Source organism: uncultured Pseudoxanthomonas sp., from assembly GCF_947498795.1.
Classification (GTDB): domain Bacteria; phylum Pseudomonadota; class Gammaproteobacteria; order Xanthomonadales; family Xanthomonadaceae; genus Pseudoxanthomonas_A.
Map to the genome: position 1 here is coordinate 1,027,406 of NZ_CANMLQ010000001.1, position 25,966 is coordinate 1,053,371.

The following is a 25,966-nucleotide window of genomic DNA, read 5'->3' on the forward strand; positions in this document are numbered from 1 at the left end:
GGTTTTTCTTTGGGCGCGTGAAGGGGGAGCGGGGCTATGACGGGTTGCGTTACATGACGGGTAGCGTTATGGTTGGTGCGTGATCCGGAACTTCGCCGACAAGGAAGCCGAAAGAGTCTGGAAAGGAACGCCCTCGCGGCGTCTGCCGGCCGACATGCAGGCTGTTGCCCGCCGCAAGCTGCGCATGCTGAACAACGCGGCCACGCTGGACGATCTGCGCATTCCGCCAGCGAACCGGCTGGAGGCGTTGAAGGGCGACCGCAAGGGCCAGCACAGTATCCGGATCAACGATCAATGGCGCGTCTGCTTCCGCTGGAAGGATGGCGACGCGCACGACGTGGAAATCGTCGATTACCACTGAACTGTCATCAGAGGAGTTCTTCCATGAAGACCCTACCCAATATCCACCCCGGTGAAGTGCTGCTGGAAGAGTTCCTGTTGCCGATGGGCATCAGCCAGAACGCGCTGGCGCGTGCCGCGGACGTGCCGCCGCGCCGTATCAACGAGATCGTGCTTGGAAAGCGCGGCGTCACTGCCGACACGGCGGTCAGGCTGGCGGCAGCGCTGGGTACGAGCGAGCGTTTCTGGCTGGGTTTGCAGGCGGACTATGACCTGGAAGAGGCGCACCGTGTGCTGGGGAAGGCGATCGGCCGGATCGAGCGGATTGCGGCGTGAGTGAAAGGCGTGCAGTCGCTGAGTGGTCAAGAGCCCGCCTCGGCGGTTTTGTCTTTTCGGCGCCACGGACCTGCTCTCGTAGGCTGGGTTGATAAACCCAGCATCCCGGGCGCGGAGTTATCCGGTGCTGGGTTTATCAACCCAGCCTGCGAGTCCGCGGTGGCTTCCCTCGCCCTGCGAAGCGGGGAGAGGGTGCCGAAGGCGGGTGAGGGGCGAAGGGAGTGGGAATGCGTCGGCGCCCGGTTCGTTATCGCGCTCGGCCCCTCATCCGCCCCCGTATCGAGTATGGGGCAGGCTCTCCGGGCACCTTCTCCCCGCCATGCAGGGAGAAGGGAACGGCAGCGAAGTCGGGCTTTAACGGTACACCCCAGGCCCGTTCCAGATCAGTTCGCCGCGGCGGTAGATGCGCATGACGGTGACGACGTCGCGGGCGTCGCCGATGTTGGCCAGATCGGGGTCGCCGGGTTGCATCAGGCGGCAGCCGCCGGAGCCGCGGGTGGCGACGATCTCCAGGGCGCAAACCATCAGTTCGCGGCGGCCGGGCAGGGGGAAGGAGACTTCCTTCATGCCCTGGGCCTGCCAGTCGGCGACTCTCAGTTCGTTGCGCAGGTCGTAGTAGATCTGGTGGCCGTCCACTTCCATGCTGGGGGCGGCGGCGTTGCCCTGGTTGTTGCCCTGGCGCTGGCCGGTGCCGACGGTGGGGCCGTAGTTTTCGGGGGCGGTGTCCTGGGTGAGCATGCCGGGGGGCTGGCCCCACTGGGCGGAGCGGCGCCAGGCGGGTGGGCTGGAGGCCGGGCGGTCCCGCGGCGGGGCGATGGCCTGTTGGCTGGCGGGGGGCTGGGGTTGGGCTTCGTCGGGGGCGACGGGGTTGTCGGCCTCGGTCACGCGGGTGGCGTCCACGGGGGAGGTGACGCGGGTGGTGACGAGGGGTTTGAGGGGTTTGGGGCGTTCGCTGGGGTTCTGGGTGCCGGTCGGGGGGACGGGCGGGTTGGGGGTGGCGTCGGTGGGGTCGCCCAGGAAGTCCACTTTGACGCGCGCGCCGCCGGCGCTGCTGCTCTCGGGCTGGGACAGGGTGAGCTTTGAGGAGTACAGCAGGGCGGCCAGGAACAGGACGTGCACCAGCAAGCTCACCAGGGAGGCGATGCTGCGCTCGTTGCGTTTGATGTGGAGGTCTTCCCTGTCTAGCGGACGACTCAAGGCTGCAGGCATGCGGCTTGGCGCGTGTCAGTAATGCGCGACTTCATGGAGCGAGGTGAGTGGACTGGGGCTCGCGACATTAACCCGGAAATTGTGCGATGACCATGGCTCGACGTTCGCTTTCCAGACGCGCTTATGGCAATGGCCTTCCCTCAAGTGCGGGTTCTGAGGGTCCGGAATTGCATGCGGGGCATGACGTCGCGTTGTACGATGCCGGACAAGACATTTGAGGACAGTTCGGGGATGGAAAGGAACTATCGCAAACAACAATTTCCGGCTCACTCGGTCGCCTACTCGTTGCTCACATACATCGAGCGCAACTCGACTGAGTACGGTCTGGACGAGGCAATTGTGTACTCGGGATTTCCTCTATATCGGGAAGAGGATGAAGTTGTTGCGGCAGATATGCTGATTGTTTCAAAGAATCACGGGGTCCTTCTTATTGTCCCAATTGAGCATCGTTCTTTAGCGGACATTGAATCCATCGAAGCAGACCTTGAGAAGGCTGAACGTGCTACGACGTTGGTCTTCTCAAGGCTTATTAAATCAAAGGCGCTGCAGAGGTCTCGGAGAGAGTTGACGTTTCCATTGCGCTTAGCGCTCTTTGCGGAGGGGAAATTTCCAGCAGACTTTGAGCCGAAAGATGTGGATCTTCTTGAAGGTGAAGACGATCTGCAGAAGTACTTTGAGGACGGTGGAGAGAATCTATCGCGCGCAGAATTTGGGGAAATATCTTCTGTCATTGAGGGCGCTAAGGGCTTGCTTCGACCTCGCGAGAGGAATACTAAGGACAAGCCTGCAACATCCAAGGTTGTTCTTGTTGCCAATCTTGAGGCAGAGATCAGGAGGTTCGACAAGGATCAAAAGCACGGTTATCTAGCTCCGCTCAATGGGCCGCAGAGAATTCGTGGGCTTGCTGGGTCGGGAAAGACGGTGGTTCTTGCGATGAAGGCAGCGCTAACGCATCTTCGAAATCCGGATGCTGTAATCGCCTACACGTTTTATACGAAAAGTTTGTATCAACACGTTAAGAGGCTAATTACAAGATTCTATCGCCAGTTCGATGATCGAGATCCGGATTGGGAGAAGCTGCAGGTCTTGCATGCTTGGGGTGGCCAGACAAATCCTGGTGTCTACTTCAATGCCTGCAGAATGCTAGGCGTGGCTCCGTTGACCTATGGTGCGGCGTCCGCTCAGTCGAAGGAGGCATTCGATTTCGCATGCAAAGACTTACTTTCTACTGGGCGTGTAGTGCCAGTGTGGGATTACATTTTTGTAGATGAGGGCCAGGATTTCTCTCCCAGCTTTATGAGGTTGTGTCTTGGGTTGGCGAAAGAGCAGAGAATCGTATTGGCGTACGATGAGTTGCAGACAATTTTCCAAGTAGAAACTCCCAGTGCGGCTACCATATTTGGTGCTGATGAGACGGGAAATGCGCTGGCTCACTTTCAGGAGGATGTTGTACTTCACAAGTGCTACAGAAATCCCCTTGAAGTTCTTGTTTGTGCGCACTCCATAGGTTTAGGCCTCTATGGAAACAAGGTCGTGCAATTGCCGGAAAGTGAGGATCATTGGGTCGACCTTGGGTACGAACTGAAGTCGGGTGAGCTTCGAGAGGGTTCTAAAGTAGAAATAGTTCGTCCACAGCGAAACTCGCCAAGCTCGATCTCGGAAGTGGTTCCAAAAAATGAGATCGTGATTGCTAAGAGGTTTGATGATATTGAGGATGAAGTTTCCTGGGTGTCTGGCCAGATCGTCAATGATATAAAAGTTGACGGGCTCTCTCCAGAGGATATTCTTGTTATATCTGCGGACGATAGAAACTCAAAAGTTTACTACTCTATCCTGGCGAAGATGCTTTCTAGGCATGGGGTTGAGATGAATAACATGCAAAGCGATAATTTTGCTTTGCGCGACTTCACTGAGTCTGGAAAGATTACTTTTTCTACTGTATATAAGGCAAAGGGAAATGAGGGCTTTGTTGTATATATAGTTGGTGTGGATGGTGTATTCTTTATAAGAAGTATTAGAAATAGAAATATTGCATTTACTGCAATGACGCGCGCCAAAGGGTGGCTCCGAGTTACTGGCATGGGGGTTGCTGCGCAGGTTTTTGTGGATGAAATCGCTGCGTCGTTGGCAAACTCCCCTTCCTTGAAGTTCACGTACCCGGGGCCGAGTGAGTTAATGGTAATGAGGCGAGATCTTTTGGATGGAAAGGTCTCGGATGTTGAGAGGTCGCTCGGCGAGTTGGAGATCTCAATGTCTCCAGAGGAGTACGAAGAGTTTCTCTTGAGAAAGCTAAAAGAGATAAATTCATTGCGTGCTGCGAAGGGTAAGAAAGCGAAGAAAGGTTTGGCCTGATGGTTACGCCGAGTGCTTCAGTAAATCATATCGGTCCAATACTTCGAGAAGTTGATCTTAAATTTGAAGTTGGCTCTCATGAGTTGCCAGATCCGATTGTTGTGAGGCCGCTACCCTACTTGGATCAGTGGCGAACTATCGTTGATAAGAAGTGGTTTTCTTACAAGCTTGAAGATCACTCTGTTTTCTCTTTTGACGAAGAGGCCCACTCATACTCCTATCTTCCATGTCCGTTGGATGTAATTTCGCTGCGAGAATTCTCCAAAGCGCGCGGCGTCACTGGGTCTGACGTTTACTCCTCTGACAATCAATTGAATTATGAGATCTATCTGTCTACAGCTTCGGTACGCGAGCATGTGGCGCCGGTTCGATTTGATCTCGATCGCAGGGGATTCAATCATGAGTGTCATCCGCTCGGGCATGTACACATAGGCCACGATTCTCAGATGAGAATTGGTACAGAACGTAGCTGGACGCCGTTGTCATTCTTCCTATTTATTCTTAGGCAGAATTACCCGGGTAAATGGAAAGTTCTTTTAACGAGGCCTTCTGCAGCTGCATTGCCTAGTCGTGTTCGAGGCGGTCTGCGTGTACACGACGAGGCGTTTCTAAAACCGATATTCAGCAGGGAATGTTTCTTGTCGTAGTTGCGCCGCGATACAGTGCCAAAATGTGTAAACCCGTAAGGATGGGATGGCGGGGCGCGCCGGGCGGTGATGGATGGCGTAGGGTGGGCCCTGGCCCACCGGCGTGCGGCTTGCGCGGGTCGGACTTCTCCGACATGGAGGGGGGGGTCTGCGGCGACGGTGATCGCGTGATGCCTCCGGCACGCTGCCGCCATGTCGAATTACCGCCGCGTCTGGGTGCCGGGCGGCACCTGCTTTTTCACCGTGAACCTGCTGGAGCGTCGCCGTCGCCTGCTGGTCGAGCATATCGACCTGCTGCGCGATGCATTCCGAGCCGCCAAGGCGGCGCGACCGTTCCATCTGCTGGCCATCGTGGTGTTGCCCGACCATCTGCATTGCGTGTGGCGGTTGCCTGATGGCGACGCCGACAATGCCAACCGCTGGGCGCAGATAGAATCCGGTTTCAGCCGGGCGTTGCCCATCCACGAACGCCGATCATCGCGGCGTATCACCCGCCGGGAGTGCGTAGTGTGGGCCCTGGCCCACCTTCTTCTCACACAAACATCCTCGCGACAGCCAAAAAGGGCCTCACACGCCCCTCCGAGAGTGTTTCTTCTAACACTTACGGTGTCTCTTCTCTCACTAAGGCTGTCGCGAGACCGAAAAAGGTCCAACGTTCCGCCTAAATCGGTGTTTCTTCTCTCAGTAAGGTCCAACGTTCCACCTCAGAGGGTGGTTCTTCTCACACTAACGGTGTCGCGACACCGAAAAACATCCAACGTTTCACCAAAGAGGTGCATGCGTCAGCGGAAGAGGGTGGTTCTACTCACACATCGGCTGGCCCATCGGCCGAAAGGGCCGGGTATGGCGACGGGCGGGGCGTGTGCTTCGGTCCTGCCGCGCTCAGCTGGGTTTGCAACCCAGCCTACGGGGCCGCGAAGGTCGGATCGCCGCCATGCACCTCCGGCGCCGTAGGATGGGGTAACGCCGGTCGAGAGGGAGTCTGGATGCGTAGCTGGATCGTGGTGATGGTGCTGAGCGTGGGCGGGTGCACGGGATTCGGTGCCGAGCCGGCAGGTAGCCGTGCCGCGTCGGTGACACCGCAGAAGGTTCCGACAACGGCGACCGAGAGCGCCTTCGCCGGGGAGTGGGAAGCGTGCGAAGGCACGACATCGCCGGAAGAGTGCAGCCGCTACCGCCTGTTCCAGCGCGGCGACCGCATCTGCGGAACCTGGTTCCATTTCGCCTCCGGAAAGGCGTACGCAGGCCGAGTCATCGCGCAGGCGATCTCCTCCACCGACGCCAGACGCACGCACATCTGCGGTCGTCCAAGTTCCGAGACCGATACCGAATGCGAAGAAGGGTGGCAGCGCATCGACAGGCCGCTGCGGCTTTGCGACGGAAAGCTCGCTGATCTGACGCGTGCCGATGGCAGCTGCTTCGCCGACTATCAGGCCGTGCCGATGGCGGACGAGCAGCGCGACGCGTTGCTGGCAGCCTCGTGGATGCAGGCGTGCCTGTCGGGCGCAGGCGACTGACGCGCACGCTTCATCGCCCTGAGAAGCGAAGCATCACCGGCGCATCGGGGAGGTTGAGATATCGCCCCCGGGTGCGGCCTGCGGCCTTGCCCGGGCTGCGCGGGGTGTCGCGTGGGCCGACTGAAAAGCGCCCCTCATCCGCCTTCGGCACCTTCTCCCCGCTGCACGGGGAGAAGGAAGCGACCGGTGCGCCGGCTCAGGCGCCCGACACCCGCGCCTTGTTCCGCAGCGACAGGCAGTACGCCACCGTCACCCCGATACCCAGCAGCACCGCCAGCGTGCCGCCGATCACCGCCACGTCCTTCGGCGCCGCGATCCAGAACCCCGCATAGACCAGGCCGCTGAGCGCCATCGACCAGCCGGCCACCCGCTGCGCCTGCCGCGCCCGCGCACTGGGCACGAACCGCTTCGGCATCTGGTTGCCGAACCACGCCACCATCAACCCGATCGCCCCCATCACGATGCGGTCGACCATCTCGCCGTCGATCACCCCCTGCTGGCGGGCGAACGTCGCGCACAGCGCCAGCACCACGATGCCGATGCCCCACGCCAGACTGGAAAGCACTTCTCTGTTCATCGCGTAGATCCTTTCTTTGGCTTCGGCGCAGCCTTGCCCGCGCCGAACGAATGGACGAAGCCGAGCAGTGCGTCTTCCAGCACCGACAGCTTCAAGTGATAGATCACCGACTTGCCGACCTTTTCCGCATGCACCAGGTCGGCTTCCTTCAACACCGCGAAATGCGCCGACATCGTCGGCTTCGACACATCGAACTGATCGCTCAACTCGCCCGCACTCATCGGGCCCTGCCGCAGCAACTGCAGCACCTGCCGGCGGGTGGGATCGGAAAGGGCGCGGAAAACCTGGCTCATGATGCGATAGTTAGCTAACTATCGAAATGTGTCAAGCGCCGTCCGTCCGGACGCGAAAGGGCGGCACAGGCGTCGTCCGGACCAACCACTGGGCCGGACCCACCTGTCCGGCGTGACGAAAGACCCTCGTCGGGAGCGCGGGATGCCTCACAATTCCGTCGACCCTGGACATGGAACGACCACGATGACGCCCCTCTGCCGCATCTCCGCACTGATCGTCCTTCTGGCCATCACCGTCTGCATTCCCGCGCATGCCGCCACGCCCGGCGACGACGAAGGCCGCCTGATTACCCGCAACGCCGACGGCGCATGGTTCCTGCAGCAGCCGGAGGGCGCGCCCGGCAAGGGCTGCGTGGCCCGGTTCATGTCCGCGAAAAAGGACCAGTCGCAACTGGCCCTGGTCGGCCCCACCGCGAAATCGCCGACGGCCGCCATCCTGCTGCACGGCCCGCGCATCGCCGCACCGCCGGCCGCCCGCGAGGTCAGCGTGCAGGTGCAGCAGGACGGCCTGCCGCCAGCCACGATGCGCGGCGCGCTGATGCCGCCCGCCGGCGGCCAGGGCGGCGGCTTCATCATGATCCCCGTCGGCGACCTGGCGCAGACCATGGGCTCCATGCGCGTTAAGGAGACCGGCATGACCGCACGGGTAGACGGCGTGGACGCCTTCGGCCTGTCCTACGACGGGCTGGACCAGGCGCGCAGCGCGATGCTCGACTGCCTGGCCGGCAAGCGCTTCACCGGCGGCAAGAGCCTCGCCGAGGCCACGTCGGAGATCCGCCTGATGGGCACCGGGTCCATTGCGGGTAACGCGTTCTTCAAGGGCGCGCTGCTGGCCAAGAAACAGTACCCGCCGAAGGGCAGCCAGCGGGTGGGCCTGATCCACATGAGCGATGAGTTCAAGCAATGGTTCGAGACGGTCAAGCAGAGCGAGAAGATGCCGGACCGGATTCCGGAGCGCATCGCCAAGCACTTCATGTTCGCCACCATCCTGGACGACCAGGGCGGCTTCCGCTTCACCAAACTGCCGCCCGGCGAGTATCTGCTGATCGCCGACTTCTCGTACAAGGAGACCGCGACCCGCAGCGAGGTGGTGGGTCGTACGGATGTGTACGTCGGCAACCGGCACATCGGCTCGAACGACCAGGTCGCCTACTGGTTCGAGGACGTCAAGAAGAACACCACCTTCTCAAAGACCGTCCACCTCAAGGACGGCGAAGCGATGCAGGTGAGCCTGGACAAGTCGATGCTGGGCTGCTTCTTCATCTGCCGCTGACGGCGTGTGCGAGGAGGCGAGGCGGTGCCGCGTGAACGCGATACGGAACGTGTCGTGGCACCCTGTGTCCCTTTCCTCATGTTGTGAGACGACGATGCTGCGCTTGCTCGCCCTGATGCTTCTACTGTGTGCCACGCCCTACGCGACGGCGGCTGCCCCCGTGTTCGATGTCCACGTGCACCTGCGCGAGGGTGAAACCTCCCTGCGGCAGTACCGCGACGACGTGCGCGCCGCCGGCTTGGAACTGTCGGGCATCGGTGTGATGTGGTTCGGCGGTCCGCACCAGGCCCGGCAGGGCGAGCTGGCGAAGATCCGTGCCGGCAACGACAGCGTGATCGCGCTGGCCGCGGCGCATCCCGACGTACTGCCCATCGCCACCGTGCACCCCTACGACGGCGATGCCGCCGTGGCGGAACTCGCGCGCGTGGCCGCCGCCGGCGTGAAGGTGCTGAAGATCCACGCCCACACCCAGGGTTTCGACATCGCCGACCCGCGCGTGGAAACCCTGGTGCGCAAGGCCGGCGAACTCGGCCTCACCGTGCTGATGGACAACGCCAACATCCTGCCCGGCGACAGCGAAAAGCTGTTCAATCTCGTCGTGCGCGTGCCGAAGACCAAGTTCATCCTCGCCCACATCGGCGGCCTGAACTTCCGGTTCTGGAACATCCTCGCGCTGGCCCGCACCGCCGACGGCTTCGGCTTCGACAACCTGTACTTCGACATCTCCGCCACCGTGCTGGTGGTCGCCGATTCGCCGGTGGAAGAAGAATTCCTGTGGACCCTGCGCAACGTCGGCCTCGACCACGTGCTGCTCGGCTCCGACTACCCGCAGATCGGCCTCGGCCGCACTGTCGACGCGTTCGAACGCCTGGACCTGACCGACGAAGAGAAAGCGAAGATCCGCAGCAGCAATGCGCTGACGCTGTTCAATCGCTGATGCGTGCACCCGGGCCCGCGGAACCGAGGCCGCGACCCGGTGCGGCAGGGCCATGTGATGCGATCACTTCCAAGCGTGCGTGGCGCTGATCGGATGACGCAGACAGGGGTCATGTCCGTGCGTCGGTGCGAGCTCGAGTCACAGTAGTCGCGCATGTCACATTAAGAAGCGAAACACCTCATCGATGCGATGCGGGCGTGTCGTACACGCGTGCTAGATTTTGACTGTGTCGATAGGCTCCCGAGGCTGGCGGATGGATCCGAACTGCGTGGTGATGATCGTCGTCGCCTGTCGCACACGCGCGGAGGCCGGATGCGCCCGATGAGCCGTCACGCCATCGTGGAAGCGATCACGGCCACGCGGCGCGAGTGGTTTCCGCTTGCGAGCGGGCGACTGGGTCACGCGTGGTGGGTATTCATGCTGGCCGTCGCAGCGCTGGGGTTGATCCAGTGGCGCTGGTATGGCGGCACGTTGCTGGTCGGGAGCACCCTCGGCCTGGTCATCGGGGCGGCGCAGGTGCATGGGCGGCGCCGCGGGCCGTGGTGGTGGCTGGCGGCGGCCCATGCGCTGTTCGTCGCGGGCGCGTTCGTGCAATCGGACATGGATGCGGCCGGCACGTCGGCGCGCGGGCTCTCCGCCGCGGATGCGCTGTACACCGCGGCGACCGCTGCGTTCGCGGCGGGGCTGCTCGGTTTCATCCGCCACCGCACCAGTGGGCCGATCGCGTGGAAAGGGTTGCTCGATGGCGTGGTGGTGTTGCTGTGCGCCGGACTGCTGGGCTGGTGGCTGTTCGTGCAGCCCACGCTGGACCAGGCGCCGCCGTTCCCCGCGCCGCATCGCTTCCGCACGCTGTATCCGGTCGCCGACCTGGGCCTGCTGGCGTTGGCGGCGTGGTTGGCCAGTGCACCGGAGACGCGCTCGCCTTCGTTGAAGCTGCTGGTGCTCGGCCTGGTGTCCTGGACGGTCGCCGATGCCGTCTACCATGCGATGAGTTTCGGCGGCGCCACGCCGCCCACGCTGCTGTTCCCGCTGTGGCTGCTGGCCTACGTCTGCTGGGGCGCCGCGGCGCTGCATCCATCGCGGCATCGCCTGCTGGCGATCCGGGATGCATCCCGGGTGGATGGCACGGCCGGTCGCTTCTCGCTCGTGGCGCTGGCCATGCTGGCGGCGCCCCTGAGCCTGCTGGCGCCCGCACGGCCGGATGCAGTGACCTCCGCCATCATCGTCGTCGCGGTGATCGGCACCGCCGCGTTGCTGTTGTGGTGGCGGCTGCGCGGATTGCGTGGCCAGGTCGACCGTCAGCATGACGCCCTGGTGGTGGCGGCGGAGACCGATCCGCTGACCGGCCTGCCCAACCGTCGCCGCTTGCTGGACGTGGTGGCGCGCGCGATGGACGCCGGCCGGAAGACCGCGGTGCTGGTCATCGACATCGACCGTTTCGGTGCGGTCAACGAGGCGTACGGCCACGCTGCCGGCGACCTGCTGCTGCGCGAACTCGCGCACCGTTGGCGCGTCGCGCTGTCGCCCCGCGACGCGCTGGTCTACATGGGCGCGGACGAATTCTGCGTGGTGATGCCGGCGTTGCAGGACGCGGCGCAGGCGTTCGCCGTCGCGCACCGGCTGCAGGAGTCCCTGCGCGATGCCGTCTGGCTAGACGGGGCGAAGCTGCGGATGGCGGCCAGCATGGGACTGTCCATCGGCCCGGACGATGGCGATGAGCCCGGCGTGCTGGTGCATCGCGCGACCCTCGGCATGCGCCGCGCACGCCAGCAGCAGGACGGCATCGCCCGCTTCGCGCAGGATCTCCCGCGCCAGGACCCGCGCACGCTGCTGCTGCTCAACGAACTGCGCGATGCGCTGGCCGATGGCCAGCTGCGGCTCCAGTACCAGCCCAAGGTCAGGCTGCACGACATGCGCGTGATCGGCGTGGAAGCGTTGCTGCGCTGGGAGCATCCGCAGAAGGGCACGCTGCCGCCCGGGCAGTTCATCCCGCTGATGGAGCACACCGGCCTGATGCCGGAGGTGACGCAGTACGTACTGCACCTGGCGCTGGAGCAGTGCGCGGCGTGGCAGCGGGCGGGTATGGCGTTGACGGTGGCGGTGAACCTGTCGGTGTGCAGCCTGCTGGACGGCACGCTGTCCTCGGAGGTGCGCGGCCAGCTTGCGCGTGCCGAAGTGCTGGCGCACCGGCTGGTGCTGGAAGTGACCGAATCGGCCGCGATGTCCGACCCCGCCACCAGCCTGGCGACGCTGCATGCGCTCGCAGCGCAGGGGGTGAAGCTGTCGATCGACGACTACGGCACGGGATACAGCTCGCTGGCGTACCTGCAGGACATGCCGGTGGAGGAACTGAAGCTGGACAAGAGCTTCATCGTCAACCTGCGCAAGCACGAAGCCAGTGCAGCCATCGTGGGGTCGACGATCCGCCTGGCACGCAAGCTGGGCATGCAGGTGGTGGCCGAAGGCGTGGAGGATGCCGAGACCGCCACGGCGCTGCGCAGGCTGCACTGCTTCGCTGCGCAGGGGTACTGGTTCTCGCCGCCGGTCGACGCGGCGGCGCTGCCAGGCGTGATGGCGGACATCGAGCGTCGCCTGGCACGAAGGGCCTGATGCGGGCGCGGTGCGTGGCCGTGCACCGGCGTCCGCGGTTCCACCTGGTGCCCGATCAATCCTCGTCCTGCGCCTCGCGGCCCTGCTGGCGGATCAGCGCCAGTTCGCGCGCGTCGTTGATCGCATCGCGCACGCCGTCGAGGTCGACGCTGCGTTCGTCCGGGGTGAACCGGCCGGTCAGGGGGGTGTCCGGCAGCAGCGTGCCGGCTTCGTACAGCACCCACATTTCCTCGCCGTACCACGTATCGAGCAGTTCCGGCGCCCAACGGCCGAGGGAGGCGGTGAGGTTGTTGACGTCGCGCAGCAGCATGCTGCGGGCGGCGTTGTTGCCGGCGGCGCTGACCACCTGCGGGAAGTCGATCACCACCGGGCCATCGGGACCGACCAGCACGTTGTACGCCGACAGGTCGCCATGGATCAGGCCGCAGCACAGCATGCGCACCACCTGGCGCACCAGGATGGCGTGGTACGCGCGGGCCTGTTCGGGGGTCAGCTCCACTTCGCCCAGGCGCGGGGCGGAGAAGCCCTCGGCGTCGGTGACCAGTTCCATCACCAGCACGCCGTGGAAGAAGCCATGGGGTTCCGGCACGCGCACGCCGGCTTCGCGCAACTGGTACAGCGCGTCGACCTCGGCGTTCTTCCACTCGGCTTCCTGCTGCCTGCGGCCGTAGCGGCTGCCGGTGGCGACCGCTCGGGCCTCGCGGCTGCCGCGCGACTTGCGGCCTTCCTGGTACTGCGCGCGCTTCTGGAAGCTGCGCTGCGCCATGTCCTTGTAGACCTTCGCGCAACGCACGTCGTCGCCGGACCGCACCACGTAGACGGCCGCCTCCTTGCCGCTCTTGAGCGGGCGCAGGACCTCGTCGATGACGCCTTCGTCGATCAGCATCAGCAGGCTGGCAGGGGTCTTCACGAAGTCCTTGTGGGGTGCGGGCGCGCGGCCGAATCACGTGACGGCCGCGCAGTGTGCCCGAACGCGGCGTGGCGTGCAGCGGACGGCCGATGGCCCGCGCGGGTTCCGGCCATGGCCCGCGCGACCGCCTGCCGGCGCGCCGGCGGTCACAGGAACGGCCACCACATGAAGGCGATGGCCGCCAGGCTGCCGGCGGCGGTGAGCAGGGCCAGCAGCGCCAGCAGGCCGCCCATCGCCATTTTCCTGCGCGCATGCGGCGACCGCTCGACGCGGAAGTACAGTGCCAGCACGGCCATGGGCACCATCCAGCTGCCGAAGCTGACCAGCAGGAAGGGCGCGCCGCTGTAATCGATCCGGATGCCCAGCGGCGCCAGCACCAGGCCCGCGAGCATGATGCCGATGCGCAGGAACCAGACGCCGTTGACCAGAAGGTAGGCCCGCAGCGCGTGGCGACGGTGCGCCGCGAATTCCTGCCTGCGTGCACTCCGCCATGCGAGCGCCGCGAACACCACGATCAGCAGCCCGTTCAGCGAGATCGAGAGGTTGCTGGCCGGTCCCAGCTGCGAGCCGCGCACCCATACCAGGTAGAACCCCGTCAGCGTCACCACCAGCGCGACGGCCAGGAACATGCGCCCGTTCCAGCGATGCACCGCAGGCCAGCGCCGCCGCAGCGCCGGGACCAGCTGCCACGCCCCGGCAAAGGTCACCAGGCCGGCCAGCAACGCGTGACCGACAAACTGCACGTTGCCCGCCACATCGCCGGGCACATGGCCCGTGACATGCGGCTTGGCGTTCAGTGGGGACAGGTCGCCGTCCAGCACCGGCCCGCCGAAGAACAGCACGATGAAAAGGACGAAGGCCCATTGCCCGAGGGTGGCGGCGATGAACCAGGCGGTCGCGCCGGCGGACAGGAAGCGCGAGGGGGTCGCAGGGGAACGCGGGACGGGCATGGCGAAGCTCCGGAAAAGGAAGGCAGGCACGATGCGCAGGCGTCGGGAGGGCGTCTCGCCAATTCGGAAATCGGCCAGCCGGATGGGCATGGCGATTCGGCATGCCCGCACCTGGCATGACCGATGGCGCTTGGAGGTCGCGCGGGCGTGCCGCAGGCTGTGCCGCAACCCGGGAGGACGACACGATGCAAGGCTGGCAGGCAGGCGCGACCGCCATGGCGGTCGCGGTGGCGGTGGGGTCGTTGCTGGTGCTGCTCTGGCAGCGGCCCAAGCGCGATCTGGACGTGATATTCGCGGTCGTCAGCGGCTCCATGGCGCTCTCGCTGATGTCGTCGTGGATGACGGATGCCCCGGCGTGGATGGTGTGGGCCGTCGCGATCGGTGGCAGCGCCACGTGCAACGGCTTCTGGCTGGTGTCGCGGGCGCTGTTCCGCGGCGAAGGCGGGGTGGGGCGCGTGCACGTGCTGGTGGCCGGTGGCGTGGCCGTCCTGATCGCCGCCTACCGCGGCGGCACCCTCGCTGCGCAGGGGACCGCGTCGTCGTGGGTATCGGGCGTGGATGGCCTGCTCACGCTGGCCAGTTCCACCCTGCTGGTGCTGACCTTCCTGGAAGCGCTGCGCGGCGACTGGTCGGCCTTGCCGCGTGCCGAACGCCGCCTGCGGCTCGCCTTCATGCTGCTGTTCGCCGCCTGCGTGCTGGGCACCACGCTGCTGGGGGCGCTGGCCAGCGCCAGCCCGTCATTGGCGGCGCTGCGCAGTGGCGTGATTCCGGTCTGCGCGATGGCGATGATCCTGTTCACCCATGCGGCAGTCCGGCATCGCCGCCGCGCACCGCTCTCCACGCCGGACACCATCGGTGCGGCGCGCGCGCCGGTGGGTACGGTCAGCGAGGACGATGCGCGCCTAGTGCGCGCGTTGCAGCGCCATCTCGACGCGCAGCAGGTGTATCGCGAGCCCGACCTGAAGGTCGCCGATCTTGCCCGTCGCCTCGGCACGGCCGAGCACCGGCTAAGTCGCCTGATCCGCCAGGGGTTGGGCGAACGCAACTTCAATCAGCTGATCAACCGCCACCGCATCGCGCATGCATGCCGCCGGCTGGCGGATACGGACGACGATGCGACCATCCTGGAGATCAGCGGCGATGCCGGGTTCGCGTCGCTGGGTCCGTTCAACCGGGCCTTCAAGGCGGCGATGGGTTGCACGCCGACGGCGTACCGCGCCGCGCACCGGGCGTCGCCACACGCGAGGCTGGAAATGTCCTAGCGCTGTCCCGGCGTGGACCGCCGGACACGTTGCGCCGGGCGAGCCGCAGGTCGGGCGCCGCAACCGCCGCGGGCTTCCCCGCCTGCGGCGCGCCTTTACGCATCCGCCACGACGCGTCGTCAGCGGACGTCGTCGCCCACGCGTTGCACGCGCTGCCGGTACGCCCGCACGTTGTCGCCGTCGATGCGGGTGCGCTGGGTGCCCTTGACCTCGTCGATCTTGCGGTCGGTGCCGGTCACCGGCTTGGCCACCACGTCCGTCTCATGCTCGAACGCGTGCGACTTGTCGGTGTTCCGGTAGTAGCGGTAGATGGCCCAGTACAGCGCCGCGGCGCCCGTCGGGCCCAGCGCCAGCAGCCATAGGCCGTTGTCGTCGCTCATGATCCTGCCCAGATGATCCAGAGGGCGATGCCCTCCAGGAAGGTGCCCACGGTCAGTGCGGTCAGCAGCAGTTTCCATTGCTGCACCGGCACGCTGCCCATCGTCTCGCCGGTGCGGCCGTTGACCGCGATGTAGTGCAGCAGGCCGCCGTTGCTGCCGGGCTGGTGGTACGAATACAGCCAGACCGGCAGGTACATCGACACCCAGCGCGTGCCGTGCACGTCCAGGCGCTCCTGCTCCCAGCGCACGCCGCGATCGTAGCGACCCACCGAGTCCTCCACCTGTGCGCGCGCGATCGACAGCAGCTGGTCTTCCAGCTTCGGCCGCAACTGCTCCACGTCGGTATCGCGCTTCTCGGAGGTGAAGCCGGACAGGTAGGACGCATTCCATTTCACTGCGTTCTTGGTGTCGAACGGCAGGATGGTGTTGATGATGTTCTGCGTGTTGACCTTGGTATCGAGGTTGCCGCGCTCGCGCGAGGACTCCAGCGGCAGGTCGTCGACGGTGAACTCGACCGCGCGCTCCACGCGGTAGACGTCGGCGTCGTAGTACGTCTTCTTGTTCTTGTCGGTGCCGCGGGTATAGGTGCGCGTCAGGATCTCGCCCTTGCCGGCGACCTCGGCGCTCGCATTGCCGTCGACGATCATGTAGGGCAGGTACACGCCGACGACATTCTCGGGCGAGAACTCGTCCTTGAACGCCTTCAGCGCGAACAGCCTGCGCTTGTCGACGAACTGGCGGATGCGCGCGACCGCATCATCCTTCCTGATGTGGAACGGCAACACGGCGTCGGGCACCGCACCATTGCGGATCTGCTCGTTGACCCCGAACACGTGGCGGCACCAGTGGCAACGCGCCGTCATGGCGCTCTCGGTGTTCACCGTGACCTCGGCACCGCAGCCGGTGCACTTGAAGGTCATCAGGCTGGCGGTGTCCGCGTCGATCGCGCGGGCACCGCTGGCGATCACCGTGCCGCGCAGCTGGTCCAGCCCTTCACCCAGGCCGAAGGCCTCCTCGACCCGCGCGCCCACCCATTCGTTGCGGCAGTACAGGCAGACCAGCACGTCGCTGCCCAGCTTGTGGCGGATGTCGGTGGCGCCGCACTTCGGGCAGCGGTTCAGGCCGTCCTTCAGCTCTGCCGCCGCGGTGTCGATGGCGAGCGGGTCGGGCGCTTCGATTTCCTCGCGGATCGCGTCGGGCAGGGTGGCGGGATCGACCGGGAAACTCCCGGGCAAGGGCGGTACCTCCTGCGGCGAGCCGGGGCCCAACGCAGGAGGAGCCGGCGGCAACGGCGGCGGCGCCGGACGGTTCGGGGTGGACATGCGCGCGTCCGCTTACAGGCCCAGGGCCTTCGCCTTCAGCGCGTCGTAGTCGGACTGCGTGATCAGGCCGAGGTCGAGCATCTCCTTGGCCTTCTTCAGCTTGGCGACCGGATCGTCCGCCGCGGGTGCGGCCGGCGTGGCCGGCTGTTGCAGGCCGCCCACGCCCATCATCCCGGACGCCATGCCAATGCCCATCAGGCCCGCTGCACCGCCATTCTCGCCGGCGGACTGGATGCCCTGCGCCACGCTGGCCTGCAGGTTGGAGTTGCCGCGCGAGCCGGACAGCGCATCGGCGCGCTGCACGGTCTTCAACAGTTCGCGCGTGTTCGCGTCGTACTCGATGGAGACGATGGCGGTCTTGACGATGGCCAGGCCGCGGCTGGAGCTCCACTGGTAGCCCTGTTCGACGGCCGCCGAGAGGCTCTGCGCGAAGCCCAGCGAATCCTGCTGCAGCTTGGTGATGCGGTTGCCCTTGGACGGATCGTTGGTGTACAGGCTGAAGGCCGGCGCCAGCGAACCCACCACTTCATTGAACAACTGGGTGGCGGCGGCGTTGTCGAGGTCGGTGAAGTCGAACACCTTGCCCGGCTGCAGGTAGCTGGCCGGCACGAAGTTCTTCACGAACAGGATGGGGTCGACGATCTTCAGCGTGTACGAGCCGCGCGTGACCGCGCCGACCTGGGTGTTGAGGAAGCCGTCGTCCCAGTAGATTTCGGACTGCGTGCCGAAGCGGTTGTCCGGCAGTTCCTTGAGCGAGACGAAGAACGCCGCCTGCTGCGAGCCCGGCTGGCCGCCGAACTTGAAGCGTTCCCAGCTCTGGGTGATGAAGGTCGAGACGATGCCGTCGCCGGCGAAGATCGACTTGGAGTTGATGTCGTCCGAACGCCATTCGTAACCGCCCGGCTCGGCGACGAAGGCGGTGATCGCGCCGTCCTGCATCAGCAGCAGGCCGTAGCCTTCGGGCACGACGATCTTCGAGCCGTTGGTGATGATGTTGGTGGAGCCGCTGGTGTTGGACCCGCGACCGGCATTGGTGCCCTGCGGCACCGCCGCGAACAGCGCCGCCGTGGACGGCAGGCCCTGCGGCACCGTGTAGAAATCCTTCCACTGGTCGCCCAGCACGCCGCCGACCGCACCCACCACCGCCTGTACGAGACCCATGACATCGCTCCGTGATTCGTGGGCGGGTAAGAGCACCCGCCGATCGTGGCCGAGTATACCCATCGCCCTGTTACCGGCATGGCGCATACGTCATGGGCGCGGTCGGCCCACGTATGCGTGCCGGTTGCCGCATCCGCTTCGTCCGACGGTCATCACCAATGGCACATCGCCCCGCAGGAACGGCTCCGTACGATGCGGGCTAGACCCCGATGGCCAACGCCGGAGCATGTCCGTGGACCGACGCACCTTCCTTCAAGGCTCGCTGGGCGCAGCGCTGGCGGCTGCCGCGGACGTCGTTCCGGCGGGCGGAGTGCCGCCGGCCGGCCCGGTGTTCCCGCCCGTGGATGCGCGCAGCGTGTGGCTCGTCGGCGACAGCGCGCCGCCGGATCCGGTGGCGATGGCGGCAAAGCTGGCGGAACTGGCGCGCACGCAGGCCGACGTGCGGGACGGCTACCTGCAGCAGGGGGCAGTGGGCCGTCTCGAGCAGGCCTTCGCCACCATGCTCGGCAAGGAAGACTGTGCGTTCTTTCCCACCGGGACCCTGGCGAACAACGTGGCCCTGCGCGTGCTCTGCGGCGAGCACCAGCGCGTGCTGGTGCAACAGGAGAGCCATGTGTACCGCGACGAGAGCGATGCCGCCCAGCGATTGTCCTCGCTCAACCTGTTGCCGTTGGCGGCCGGTCGCGCCAGCCCGTCGCTGGATGAGGTGCGTGCCGCGATCAGCGCTTCGGAGAGCGGTCCGTATCCCATGAAGATCGGGGCGGTTTCGCTCGAAAGCCCCGTGCGCCGGGCCGGTGCTGAACTGGTCCCGCTCGCCCGGGTACGCGACATCGCCACGCTGGCACGGGCGCATGGCGCGCGCCTGCACTTGGACGGCGCGCGCCTGCTGATGGCGCCGCCCGGCTTCGATCTGCCCGCATACGCGGCGGAATTCGATACCGTGTACGTATCGCTGTACAAGTACCTGGATGCGCCGTTCGGTGCAGTGCTTGCAGGGTCGAAGGGGGACATCGCCCAGGCGCGCGCGCTTCGCCACGTGTTCGGTGGCACGCTGTACCAGGGATGGATGCCTGCACTGCTGGCGCTCGACGCATTGCCGGGGTTCCTGGCGGACATCGCGAAGGCCCATGCGCAGGCGCGCGAACTGATCGCCACGTTGGTGGCCAGCGGCAAGGTACGCGAACGCAGTTCGCCGGACGCATCCAATCTGTTCTGGCTCGACATGGCGCAGCCGCTCGCGGACGCTGCATTCGAGCGTGGTCGGCAGGCGGGCATCCGCGTCGGCCGATGGCATGAAGGTCGGGTGCCGCTGGCAGTGAATACGACGCTGCTGCGGCGTCCCGTAGCCGACTACGTGAGCGTCTTCCTGGGATAACGCTGGCGGCGTCCGCCACCGTCGCGCGTCAGCTCGCCGGCAACGCGCGATTCCTCCCTTCGTCCTTGGCCTGGTACAGCGCGGCGTCGGCCGCGTGCAGCAGGGCGTCGGGATTGCCGCCACGCGCAGGATGCCGGCTGGCGGCGCCGATGCTGACGGTGATGACGTCCGCGACGCTGGACGCGCGATGGGGCAGGGCGAGACGTTGCACGTCGTCCACCAGGCGTCGCGCGAGACCCAGTGCCGTGTCGGTGTCGCAATCCGGCAGCAGGATGGCGAACTCTTCGCCGCCGTAGCGCGCCGCCAGGTCGTCGCTGCCGCGCAGGCTGGTGGCGAGGGCCGCCGCGAGGGTCGCCAGCGCCGCATCGCCCCCCAGGTGGCCGTAGCTGTCGTTGTAGGCCTTGAAGTCGTCCACGTCGATCAACAGCACCGCCAGCGACGCATCGCGCGCGGCGTGGTCGTCCCAGGCCAGCCGCAGGCGGCGGGTGAATTCGCGCCGGTTGGCGATACCGGTGAGCGCATCGCTGGCGGCCAGATGCTGGAGGCGTTCGTTGGCCTCGCGCAGCGCGTCGGTGCGCTGCGCGACCTCGTGCGTCAACGCGCGCTCGCGTTCGCGCGCGGTGCGCAGGCGCAGCCGCACGAGCGCCGCCACCAGCCCCAGCGCGGCCAGGGCCGCCAGCGTGTGCAGCCACCAGGTCTGGTGCCATTGCGGCAGCAGGGTGAAGCGCAACTGCGCGCCTTGTTCATTCCACACGCCATCGTTGTTGCTGGCCATCACGCGGAACACGTAATCGCCCGGCGGCAGGTTGGTGTAGTACGCGGCGCGACCGGCGCCAGGCTCGCTCCAGGCGCGGTCGAAGCCGTCCAGTCGATAGCGGTAGCGCACCGCCGACGGGGCCACGTAACTCATCGCCGCGAACTGCAGTTCCAGGCGTTCCACGCCGGGCCCCAGCCGCATGATCGAAGCCGGTTCGACGTCCACGCCGTCCACCAGCAGGCGCTCGATCGAGACCGGCGGCGGTTGGGCATTGCCCTGCATGCGGTCGGGGTCGACGATGACGACGCCCTTCGCGGTGCCGAACCAGAGGCGGCCGTCGTCGCTGTGGTCCGCCGGCGTCTGCGATGCGCCGTTGCCCTGCGCATTGAGCATGCCGTCGCTGGTGCCGTACCAGCGCGGCGCGAGCTGCTGCACCTCGCCCCGGTCGAGCGCGTCGAAGTCCGCCTTCGCCAGGCGTCCGATGCCGCGGTTCGAACTGAACCAGAGGTGCCCGCGACCATCGTCCAGCAGGGCGAACACCGCATCGCCATGGAACCCGGCGCGCTGGAGATAACGGGTGACCTTGCCGTCGCGGATCCGCACGATGCCCACGCTGGTGCCCAGCCACAGGCTGCCGTCGACGGCGGGATGGAATGCGAACACGCTGCTGCCCGCCAGGCCATCGGTGCCGCAGCTGTCCACCTTGCCGAGGTACAGGCAACGCAGGCCGCTGCGCAGGCCGATCCACAGTCGCCCGTCGGCATCTTCGTAGAGGGCCCGGGTGTCGTCGCCGCGGGTGCCGTCCACCACGTCGACCCGCTCGCCGTCGATGCGGGCCACGCCCTGCAGGGTGCCGGTCCACATGCCGCCCTGGCGGGCGGGCGCGAACGCGAACACGATCGTGCCGGGCAGCCCGTCCGACAGGCCGAAGGTGCGGGCGCGGCCGGCGCTGTCGAAGCGGGTCACGCCCTCGGTGCCGGCGACCCACAACTGGCCCCGGGTGTCGGAACGGATCGCACGGATCAGCTGGCTGGACAACTGTCGGTTGTAGGCCGCGGCCGGCCGCAGTACTGCGCCTTCGTAGCGGGACAGGCCGGCGCCATCGGTGCCGACCCACAGCGCGCCGCCCGGCACCTGGTGCACGGCACGCACTGCATTGGACACCATCTGTCCGGTGACGGTGACCAGCTTGGAGGGGCTGAGCCGGTGCAGGCCGCTGGAGGTAGTACCGATCCACAGGTTGCCTTCGCGATCCTCGAACATCGATCGCACGGTCTCGCCCTGCAGGCCGGCCAGCGTGTCGTCGCAACTGAAGTCACCCGCGACCAGTCGGCAGAGGCCCATGTCGAGCGGTGCGAACCAGACGCTGCCGTCACGGTCGCCGTACAGCGTGTAGATGCGTCGCCCATCGAGCGCCGCCGCACGCGGGTGGCGGTGGAAGCGCCCCTCGCGGAAGAACGCCGGACCGGACTGGGTGCCGACCCACACCGCGCCCGCCGCGTCGACGGCCAGGCTGTACACCGCATTGCTGGGCAGGCCGTCCTGTTCGTCGTAGAGCCGTGCGCGGCCGTCGTGCCAGTGGACCACGCCCACGCCATCGGCCGCGATCCAGACGCCCCCGTCGCGGTCGGCGACGATGCCGCGGTAGAACCCGCGCGGCGGGAAGCCATCGGCATCGCCCAGCAGGCGGGGCGCGCCGTTCGCGGTCCGCACCACGCCCGCATTGGTGGTGAGCCACAGGCTGCCCGACGTGTCGCGGACGATCCCGAAGACGCTCTCGATGCCGGCGGGCAACGCCACCTGCTCGAGCGCGCGTCCCTGCCGTCGGTACAGGCCACCGTTGAGGGTGCCGACCCACAGGCCACCTTCGCGATCCGCGCTGACCGCGGTGATCGCCGAGCTCTTCAGCGCGGGTGCGACGCGCGGGTCGATGGTCTCGAAACCGTCGCCGCTGTAGCGCGCCAGGCCGCCGTAGGTCGCCAGCCAGATCGCGCCATCGGCCTGCTGGTCGATGGAGAGGACGGTCCCCTGGGGCAGCTGGTTCTCGTACCAGACGTGGGTGAACTGGCCAATCGCCCGCCGCGCGTCGAGTGCGTGGGCGGGAAACAGGAGAAGTGCGCCCAGCACACCGGCCAGCAGGGCGCAGGTACGCCGTGCGTCAAGGAACATGCGGAATTCCAGGCATCGGTCTCCCCACCGGTGACGCGCCATGCTAGCAGCAACGTCGATAGCGGCCGCGAGGGCGACCGGTTGAGTCGCACGCGACGGCTGGCCGGTTCCCGCCGGCGCCCTCGTACATAGGCGGGTCAGCCCGCGGGACCGTGGGCCCAACCCGGAGAAGCCGAATGCCGACTGCACATGGGGTCCGTCCGCTGTTGATGCTCGTGGCGCTGTGTCCGTTCGTCGGGGTCCTGGCGCAGGCGCCTGTGGCCAAGGTGCAGGCGGTTACCGACGATTATTACGGCACGCAGGTGACCGATCCGTACCGCTGGATGGAAAGCGGCAAGGACCCCGACTGGATGCCCTGGCTGCAGGCGCAGGCCAAGCACACCCAGGGCGTCTTCGCCGCGATGCCCGGTCGCGCTTCGCTGCTGGCCGACGTGGCCGCGCGCTCCGGCGAACTCACCACCGTCGGCCAGGCCGAACAGGCCGGCGGCCGCGTCTTCCACGAAATCCGTGCGGCCGGTGAGCAGGACACCAAGCTGATGGTGCGCGAGGCCGATGGCCGCACCCGCGTGCTGCTCGACCCGACCACGCTGAAGAATGCCGATGGCGACCAGGTGATCGATCGCTGGGCCGCGTCGCCGACCGGTCGCCATGTGCTGGTCGCGCTGTCCAGGCGCGGTACCGAACACTCCACGTTGCGCGTACTCGACGTGGCGACCGGGGGCTTCCTGCCCGTCGCCATTCCGCACGCCTGGATGATGAGCTGGACCCGCAACGGCGAGGCCTTCAGCTACCTCAAGTTCGTCGGCGAACCGGGCACGCCCACGTACTTCGTCGGCAACGAAGCGCGCCTGCATCGCCTGGGCAGCACCGCGCCGGACGTGCTGCTGGCCCGCCGCGGGCAGGGCGGCATCAGCGCGAAGGCCGAGCAGTTCGTGCCGGTGATCTTCGATCCGGACAGCCGCACGGCGCTCGCCGTCGTCCGCGACGGCCGCAACGAGATCGCGATCTACCGTGCCGATGCCGATACCGCGATGACGGGCAACGCGACCTGGACGCCGGTCGCCGGGTTCGACGACGTGGTGGTGGATTCCAGCGTCGATGGCGACCGCCTGTACCTGGTCTCGAAGAAGCAGGCCTCCGGGGGGAAGATCCTGCAGACCTCGGCGACGGCGCCGGACCTGAAGACCGCGCGCATCGTCGCGCTGCCGGGCACGCCGGTGATCGAATCGATCCTCGCCGTGCAGGGCGGGCTGCTGGTGCGCACGATCGACGGCCCGGCCTCCGGACTGTGGCGGGTGGGCGAGGACGGCAAGGCCGTCAAGCTCGCGCTGCCGTTCGACGGCCAGGTCACTGCGCTGCAGGGCTGGGCGCCGTCGCCCGAGGTGCTGGTGGCGATGACCGGCTGGTTCACGCCATCGACGGTCTACCGCCTCGACCTGCGCGACGGCCAGCTGAAGGACCTCGCACTGGTGCCGCCACTGCCGTTCGACACCGCCGGCTACGCAGCGCGACGCAGTGAGATCGCCGTGCGCGACGGCACCCGGGTGCCGTACACGCTGGTGATGAAGAAGGGCGCCACCCTGGATGCCACGACACCCGTGTTGCTGGAAGCCTACGGCGCCTACGGCTACGCCGCGCTGCCGCGCTTCAACGCGCGCGTGCTCGCCTTCCTCGACCGCGGTGGCGTGTACGCGCTGGCGAACGTGCGCGGCGGCGGAGAGTTCGGCCGCGACTGGCATTACGCCGGCAAGGCAAGCACCAAGGCCACCACCTGGCGCGACGCCATCGACGTGGCCGAGCAGCTGATGCGCGACAAGGTGGGCTCATCGAAGACGATGACGCTGATCGGTACTTCCGCTGGCGGCGTGATGCTGGGCGGTGCGATCAACGAGCGCCCGGACCTGTTCGCCGGCGCGATCGCCAACGTCGGCTTCATGAATCCGGTGCGCTACGTCTCCGAGCAGAACTACGCGGACATCGAGGAATGGGGCGGACCGATCACCGATGCGGCCTCGTTCAAGACCATGTTCGACCTGGACCCGTACCAGCACATCCGTGCCGGCACGGCGTACCCGCGCACGCTGGTGGTGTCCGGCCTCAACGATCCGCGCGCAGCGACCTTCCACAGCGCCAAGTACGCCGCGCGCCTGGCCGCCGCGCAGGACGGCAAGGTGCCCGTGCTGCTGCGGCTGGATTTCGGCGCCGGCCACGGCATGGGCTCCAGCCGCAGCCAGCTGGACGAGGTGTGGACCGACATCTATGCGTTCACCCTGGCGCAGGCCGGCAGGCCGGACTTCCGGGCGACGGACAGGTAGGCGCGTGGCCCGGCGCGCGCGGCTCAGCCGCCGCGCACGGCCGCCTCGATGGCCGCCACATCGATCTTGCGCATCGTCATCATCGCCTCGAAGGCGCGCTTGGCGACCGCGCGGTCGGGGTTGGCCATGGCGTCGGTGAGCACGCGCGGCGTGATCTGCCAGTTCAAGCCCCACTTGTCCTTGCACCAGCCGCAGGCGCTTTCGCGTCCGCCGTTGCCGACGATGGCGTTCCACAGCCGGTCGGTTTCCTCCTGGTCATCGGTCGCGATCTGGAACGAGAACGCTTCGCTGTGCGTGAACGCGTCGCCGCCGTTCAATCCGATGCAAGGCACTCCGCAGACGGTGAACTCCACCGTCAGCACGTCGCCCGCCTTGCCGGAGGGATAGTCGCCGGGTGCGCGGTGCACGGCCTTCACGGCGCTGTCGGGGAAGGTCTTCGCGTAGAAATGCGCGGCCTCTTCCGCGTCGCGGTTGTACCAGAGGCAGATCGTGTTCTTCGGGGTCATGGCGAAACTCCAGTGTCGGAGGGAGGAAAGCCGGCGCGGCGATCATGCCGTCCGGCCGGAAAAGCCGGGTGAAGCGAAGGTCTGTCAGCGATCGGCGAACGTGCCGGTGCGGACATCGCCATCGCGCAGATAGCGGCTGACGATCACGCCCGCCCGGGTACTGCGCGTGGCGTCCAGCCGGAATGCGGCGGGCAGGCTGTCGTCGCCGAACAGCCGTTTGCCACGGCCCAACAGGACCGGATAGACCAGCAGGCGCAACTCGTCGACCAGATCGGTCGCGAGCAACTGGTGCAGCAGGTCGCTGCTGCCCTGGGTAACCAGGTCGGGGCCGCTGCGCTGCTTCAGCACACGCACGGCAGCCGCGACATCCGCGCCCAGTGCGTGACTGTGCGGCCAGGCGAGCGTGGCGGGCCGATGGGTGGCCACGTATTTGGTGGCGCCGTTGAACGCGTCCGCGATGCCGCCATGCGGTGCCTCGCGCGGCACGTTGGGCCAGTAGCCGGCGAAGATGTCGTAGGTGCGCCGGCCCAGCAGCAGCGAGAACGGCTGCGCGAACAGGCCATCCATCGCCTCGTCTTCGCCCGCATAAGGCCACACCCAGCCTCCGTGCGCGAAGCCGCCGCTGGCGTCCTCCTCCGGCCCGCCCGGCGCCTGCATGACGCCGTCGAGACTGATCATGGCCGCTGCAACGAGTCTGCCCATGGTGTGCGCCTGGCCGGACGGAATGCCGGCCCTCATCCCTGCGACGCCCCGGGGAGCGCGGAATCGA

Annotated in this window: 21 protein-coding genes; 10 read left to right on the forward strand and 11 right to left on the reverse strand. The window is 66.4% G+C overall.

What is annotated here, in order from left to right; all coding sequences use genetic code 11:
- Window positions 1-79 precede the first annotated feature (79 nt).
- Together Q0907_RS05060 and Q0907_RS05065 are read left to right on the forward strand one after the other, a co-directional pair.
- A complete protein-coding gene (locus Q0907_RS05060) occupies window positions 80-361 on the forward strand; it encodes a type II toxin-antitoxin system RelE/ParE family toxin (protein ID WP_299342189.1) in 282 nt (93 codons plus the stop codon).
- A gap of 23 nt (window positions 362-384) precedes the next feature.
- Window positions 385-675: a HigA family addiction module antitoxin gene (locus Q0907_RS05065; protein WP_299342191.1), complete on the forward strand. Its 291-nt coding sequence runs from the start codon at window positions 385-387 to the stop codon at window positions 673-675.
- 354 nt (window positions 676-1,029) lie between these two features.
- Here the strand turns inward: Q0907_RS05065 and Q0907_RS05070 are convergent, their stop codons facing one another.
- The gene (locus Q0907_RS05070; RefSeq protein ID WP_299342194.1) at window positions 1,030-1,872 is read right to left on the reverse strand and encodes a type II toxin-antitoxin system RelE/ParE family toxin; all 843 of its coding nucleotides are present in this window, start codon (window positions 1,870-1,872) and stop codon (window positions 1,030-1,032) included.
- 210 nt (window positions 1,873-2,082) lie between these two features.
- Here Q0907_RS05070 and Q0907_RS05075 point away from each other — a divergent pair, with 210 nt between their 5' ends.
- Window positions 2,083-4,236 carry an ATP-binding domain-containing protein gene (locus Q0907_RS05075; protein ID WP_299342197.1) on the forward strand — a complete coding sequence of 718 codons (2,154 nt, stop codon included), beginning with the start codon at window positions 2,083-2,085 and terminating at the stop codon, window positions 4,234-4,236.
- A 1,633-nt stretch (window positions 4,237-5,869) separates the two neighbouring features.
- The gene (locus Q0907_RS05080; RefSeq protein WP_299342200.1) at window positions 5,870-6,400 is read left to right on the forward strand and encodes a hypothetical protein; all 531 of its coding nucleotides are present in this window, start codon (window positions 5,870-5,872) and stop codon (window positions 6,398-6,400) included.
- A 196-nt stretch (window positions 6,401-6,596) separates the two neighbouring features.
- Here Q0907_RS05080 and Q0907_RS05085 read toward each other — a convergent pair whose 3' ends face one another.
- Window positions 6,597-6,977: a hypothetical protein gene (locus Q0907_RS05085; RefSeq protein WP_299342203.1), complete on the reverse strand. Its 381-nt coding sequence runs from the start codon at window positions 6,975-6,977 to the stop codon at window positions 6,597-6,599.
- Window positions 6,974-7,270: an autorepressor SdpR family transcription factor gene (locus Q0907_RS05090; protein WP_299342206.1), complete on the reverse strand. Its 297-nt coding sequence runs from the start codon at window positions 7,268-7,270 to the stop codon at window positions 6,974-6,976. The genes Q0907_RS05085 and Q0907_RS05090 overlap by 4 nt, the downstream gene beginning before the upstream one ends.
- Before the next feature lie 184 nt (window positions 7,271-7,454).
- Here Q0907_RS05090 and Q0907_RS05095 point away from each other — a divergent pair, with 184 nt between their 5' ends.
- The 3 genes from Q0907_RS05095 to Q0907_RS05105 all read left to right on the forward strand — a co-directional run bounded on the left by Q0907_RS05095 (window position 7,455) and on the right by Q0907_RS05105 (window position 12,090).
- Window positions 7,455-8,543 (forward strand): carboxypeptidase-like regulatory domain-containing protein, encoded by a 1,089-nt coding sequence (locus Q0907_RS05095; RefSeq protein WP_296278297.1) that lies wholly within the window; start codon window positions 7,455-7,457, stop codon window positions 8,541-8,543.
- Between the two features lie 94 nt (window positions 8,544-8,637).
- Window positions 8,638-9,480: an amidohydrolase family protein gene (locus Q0907_RS05100; protein ID WP_299342209.1), complete on the forward strand. Its 843-nt coding sequence runs from the start codon at window positions 8,638-8,640 to the stop codon at window positions 9,478-9,480.
- Window positions 9,481-9,801: 321 nt separating this feature from the next.
- The gene (locus Q0907_RS05105) at window positions 9,802-12,090 is read left to right on the forward strand and encodes a bifunctional diguanylate cyclase/phosphodiesterase (protein ID WP_299342212.1); all 2,289 of its coding nucleotides are present in this window, start codon (window positions 9,802-9,804) and stop codon (window positions 12,088-12,090) included.
- 55 nt (window positions 12,091-12,145) lie between these two features.
- On the opposite strand, the gene Q0907_RS05110 is transcribed toward Q0907_RS05105, so the two are convergent.
- Together Q0907_RS05110 and Q0907_RS05115 are read right to left on the reverse strand one after the other, a co-directional pair.
- Entirely contained in the window at window positions 12,146-13,000 is an 855-nt protein-coding gene (locus tag Q0907_RS05110; RefSeq protein WP_299342214.1) for a PA4780 family RIO1-like protein kinase, read from the reverse strand.
- 146 nt (window positions 13,001-13,146) lie between these two features.
- Window positions 13,147-14,040 (reverse strand): DUF2306 domain-containing protein, encoded by an 894-nt coding sequence (locus Q0907_RS05115; protein ID WP_299342216.1) that lies wholly within the window; start codon window positions 14,038-14,040, stop codon window positions 13,147-13,149.
- A 95-nt stretch (window positions 14,041-14,135) separates the two neighbouring features.
- Here Q0907_RS05115 and Q0907_RS05120 point away from each other — a divergent pair, with 95 nt between their 5' ends.
- Window positions 14,136-15,212 (forward strand): AraC family transcriptional regulator, encoded by a 1,077-nt coding sequence (locus Q0907_RS05120; protein WP_299342219.1) that lies wholly within the window; start codon window positions 14,136-14,138, stop codon window positions 15,210-15,212.
- Window positions 15,213-15,331: 119 nt separating this feature from the next.
- Here Q0907_RS05120 and Q0907_RS05125 read toward each other — a convergent pair whose 3' ends face one another.
- The 3 genes from Q0907_RS05125 to Q0907_RS05135 are packed head-to-tail and all read right to left on the reverse strand — an operon-like array spanning window position 15,332 to window position 18,075.
- The gene (locus tag Q0907_RS05125) at window positions 15,332-15,592 is read right to left on the reverse strand and encodes a hypothetical protein (protein ID WP_296278291.1); all 261 of its coding nucleotides are present in this window, start codon (window positions 15,590-15,592) and stop codon (window positions 15,332-15,334) included.
- The gene (locus Q0907_RS05130; RefSeq protein WP_299342221.1) at window positions 15,589-16,914 is read right to left on the reverse strand and encodes a TFIIB-type zinc ribbon-containing protein; all 1,326 of its coding nucleotides are present in this window, start codon (window positions 16,912-16,914) and stop codon (window positions 15,589-15,591) included. Before Q0907_RS05130 ends, Q0907_RS05125 begins: the two co-directional genes overlap by 4 nt.
- Before the next feature lie 12 nt (window positions 16,915-16,926).
- Window positions 16,927-18,075, reverse strand: a complete 1,149-nt coding sequence (locus Q0907_RS05135) for an SPFH domain-containing protein (protein WP_296278289.1) — start codon at window positions 18,073-18,075, stop codon at window positions 16,927-16,929.
- Window positions 18,076-18,307: 232 nt separating this feature from the next.
- Here Q0907_RS05135 and Q0907_RS05140 point away from each other — a divergent pair, with 232 nt between their 5' ends.
- Window positions 18,308-19,450 carry a beta-eliminating lyase-related protein gene (locus Q0907_RS05140; protein ID WP_299342223.1) on the forward strand — a complete coding sequence of 381 codons (1,143 nt, stop codon included), beginning with the start codon at window positions 18,308-18,310 and terminating at the stop codon, window positions 19,448-19,450.
- Between the two features lie 28 nt (window positions 19,451-19,478).
- Here the strand turns inward: Q0907_RS05140 and Q0907_RS05145 are convergent, their stop codons facing one another.
- A complete protein-coding gene (locus tag Q0907_RS05145; RefSeq protein ID WP_299342226.1) occupies window positions 19,479-22,376 on the reverse strand; it encodes a two-component regulator propeller domain-containing protein in 2,898 nt (965 codons plus the stop codon).
- 176 nt (window positions 22,377-22,552) lie between these two features.
- On the opposite strand from Q0907_RS05145, the gene Q0907_RS05150 reads away from it, so the two are divergent.
- Window positions 22,553-24,691 (forward strand): prolyl oligopeptidase family serine peptidase, encoded by a 2,139-nt coding sequence (locus Q0907_RS05150; protein ID WP_299342228.1) that lies wholly within the window; start codon window positions 22,553-22,555, stop codon window positions 24,689-24,691.
- Between the two features lie 23 nt (window positions 24,692-24,714).
- On the opposite strand, the gene Q0907_RS05155 is transcribed toward Q0907_RS05150, so the two are convergent.
- Complete coding sequence (locus Q0907_RS05155; protein WP_296278285.1) at window positions 24,715-25,197, reverse strand: VOC family protein; 483 nt, start codon at window positions 25,195-25,197, stop codon at window positions 24,715-24,717.
- Between the two features lie 84 nt (window positions 25,198-25,281).
- Window positions 25,282-25,899 carry a dihydrofolate reductase family protein gene (locus tag Q0907_RS05160; RefSeq protein ID WP_299342229.1) on the reverse strand — a complete coding sequence of 206 codons (618 nt, stop codon included), beginning with the start codon at window positions 25,897-25,899 and terminating at the stop codon, window positions 25,282-25,284.
- Between the last annotated feature and the right edge of the window lie 67 nt (window positions 25,900-25,966).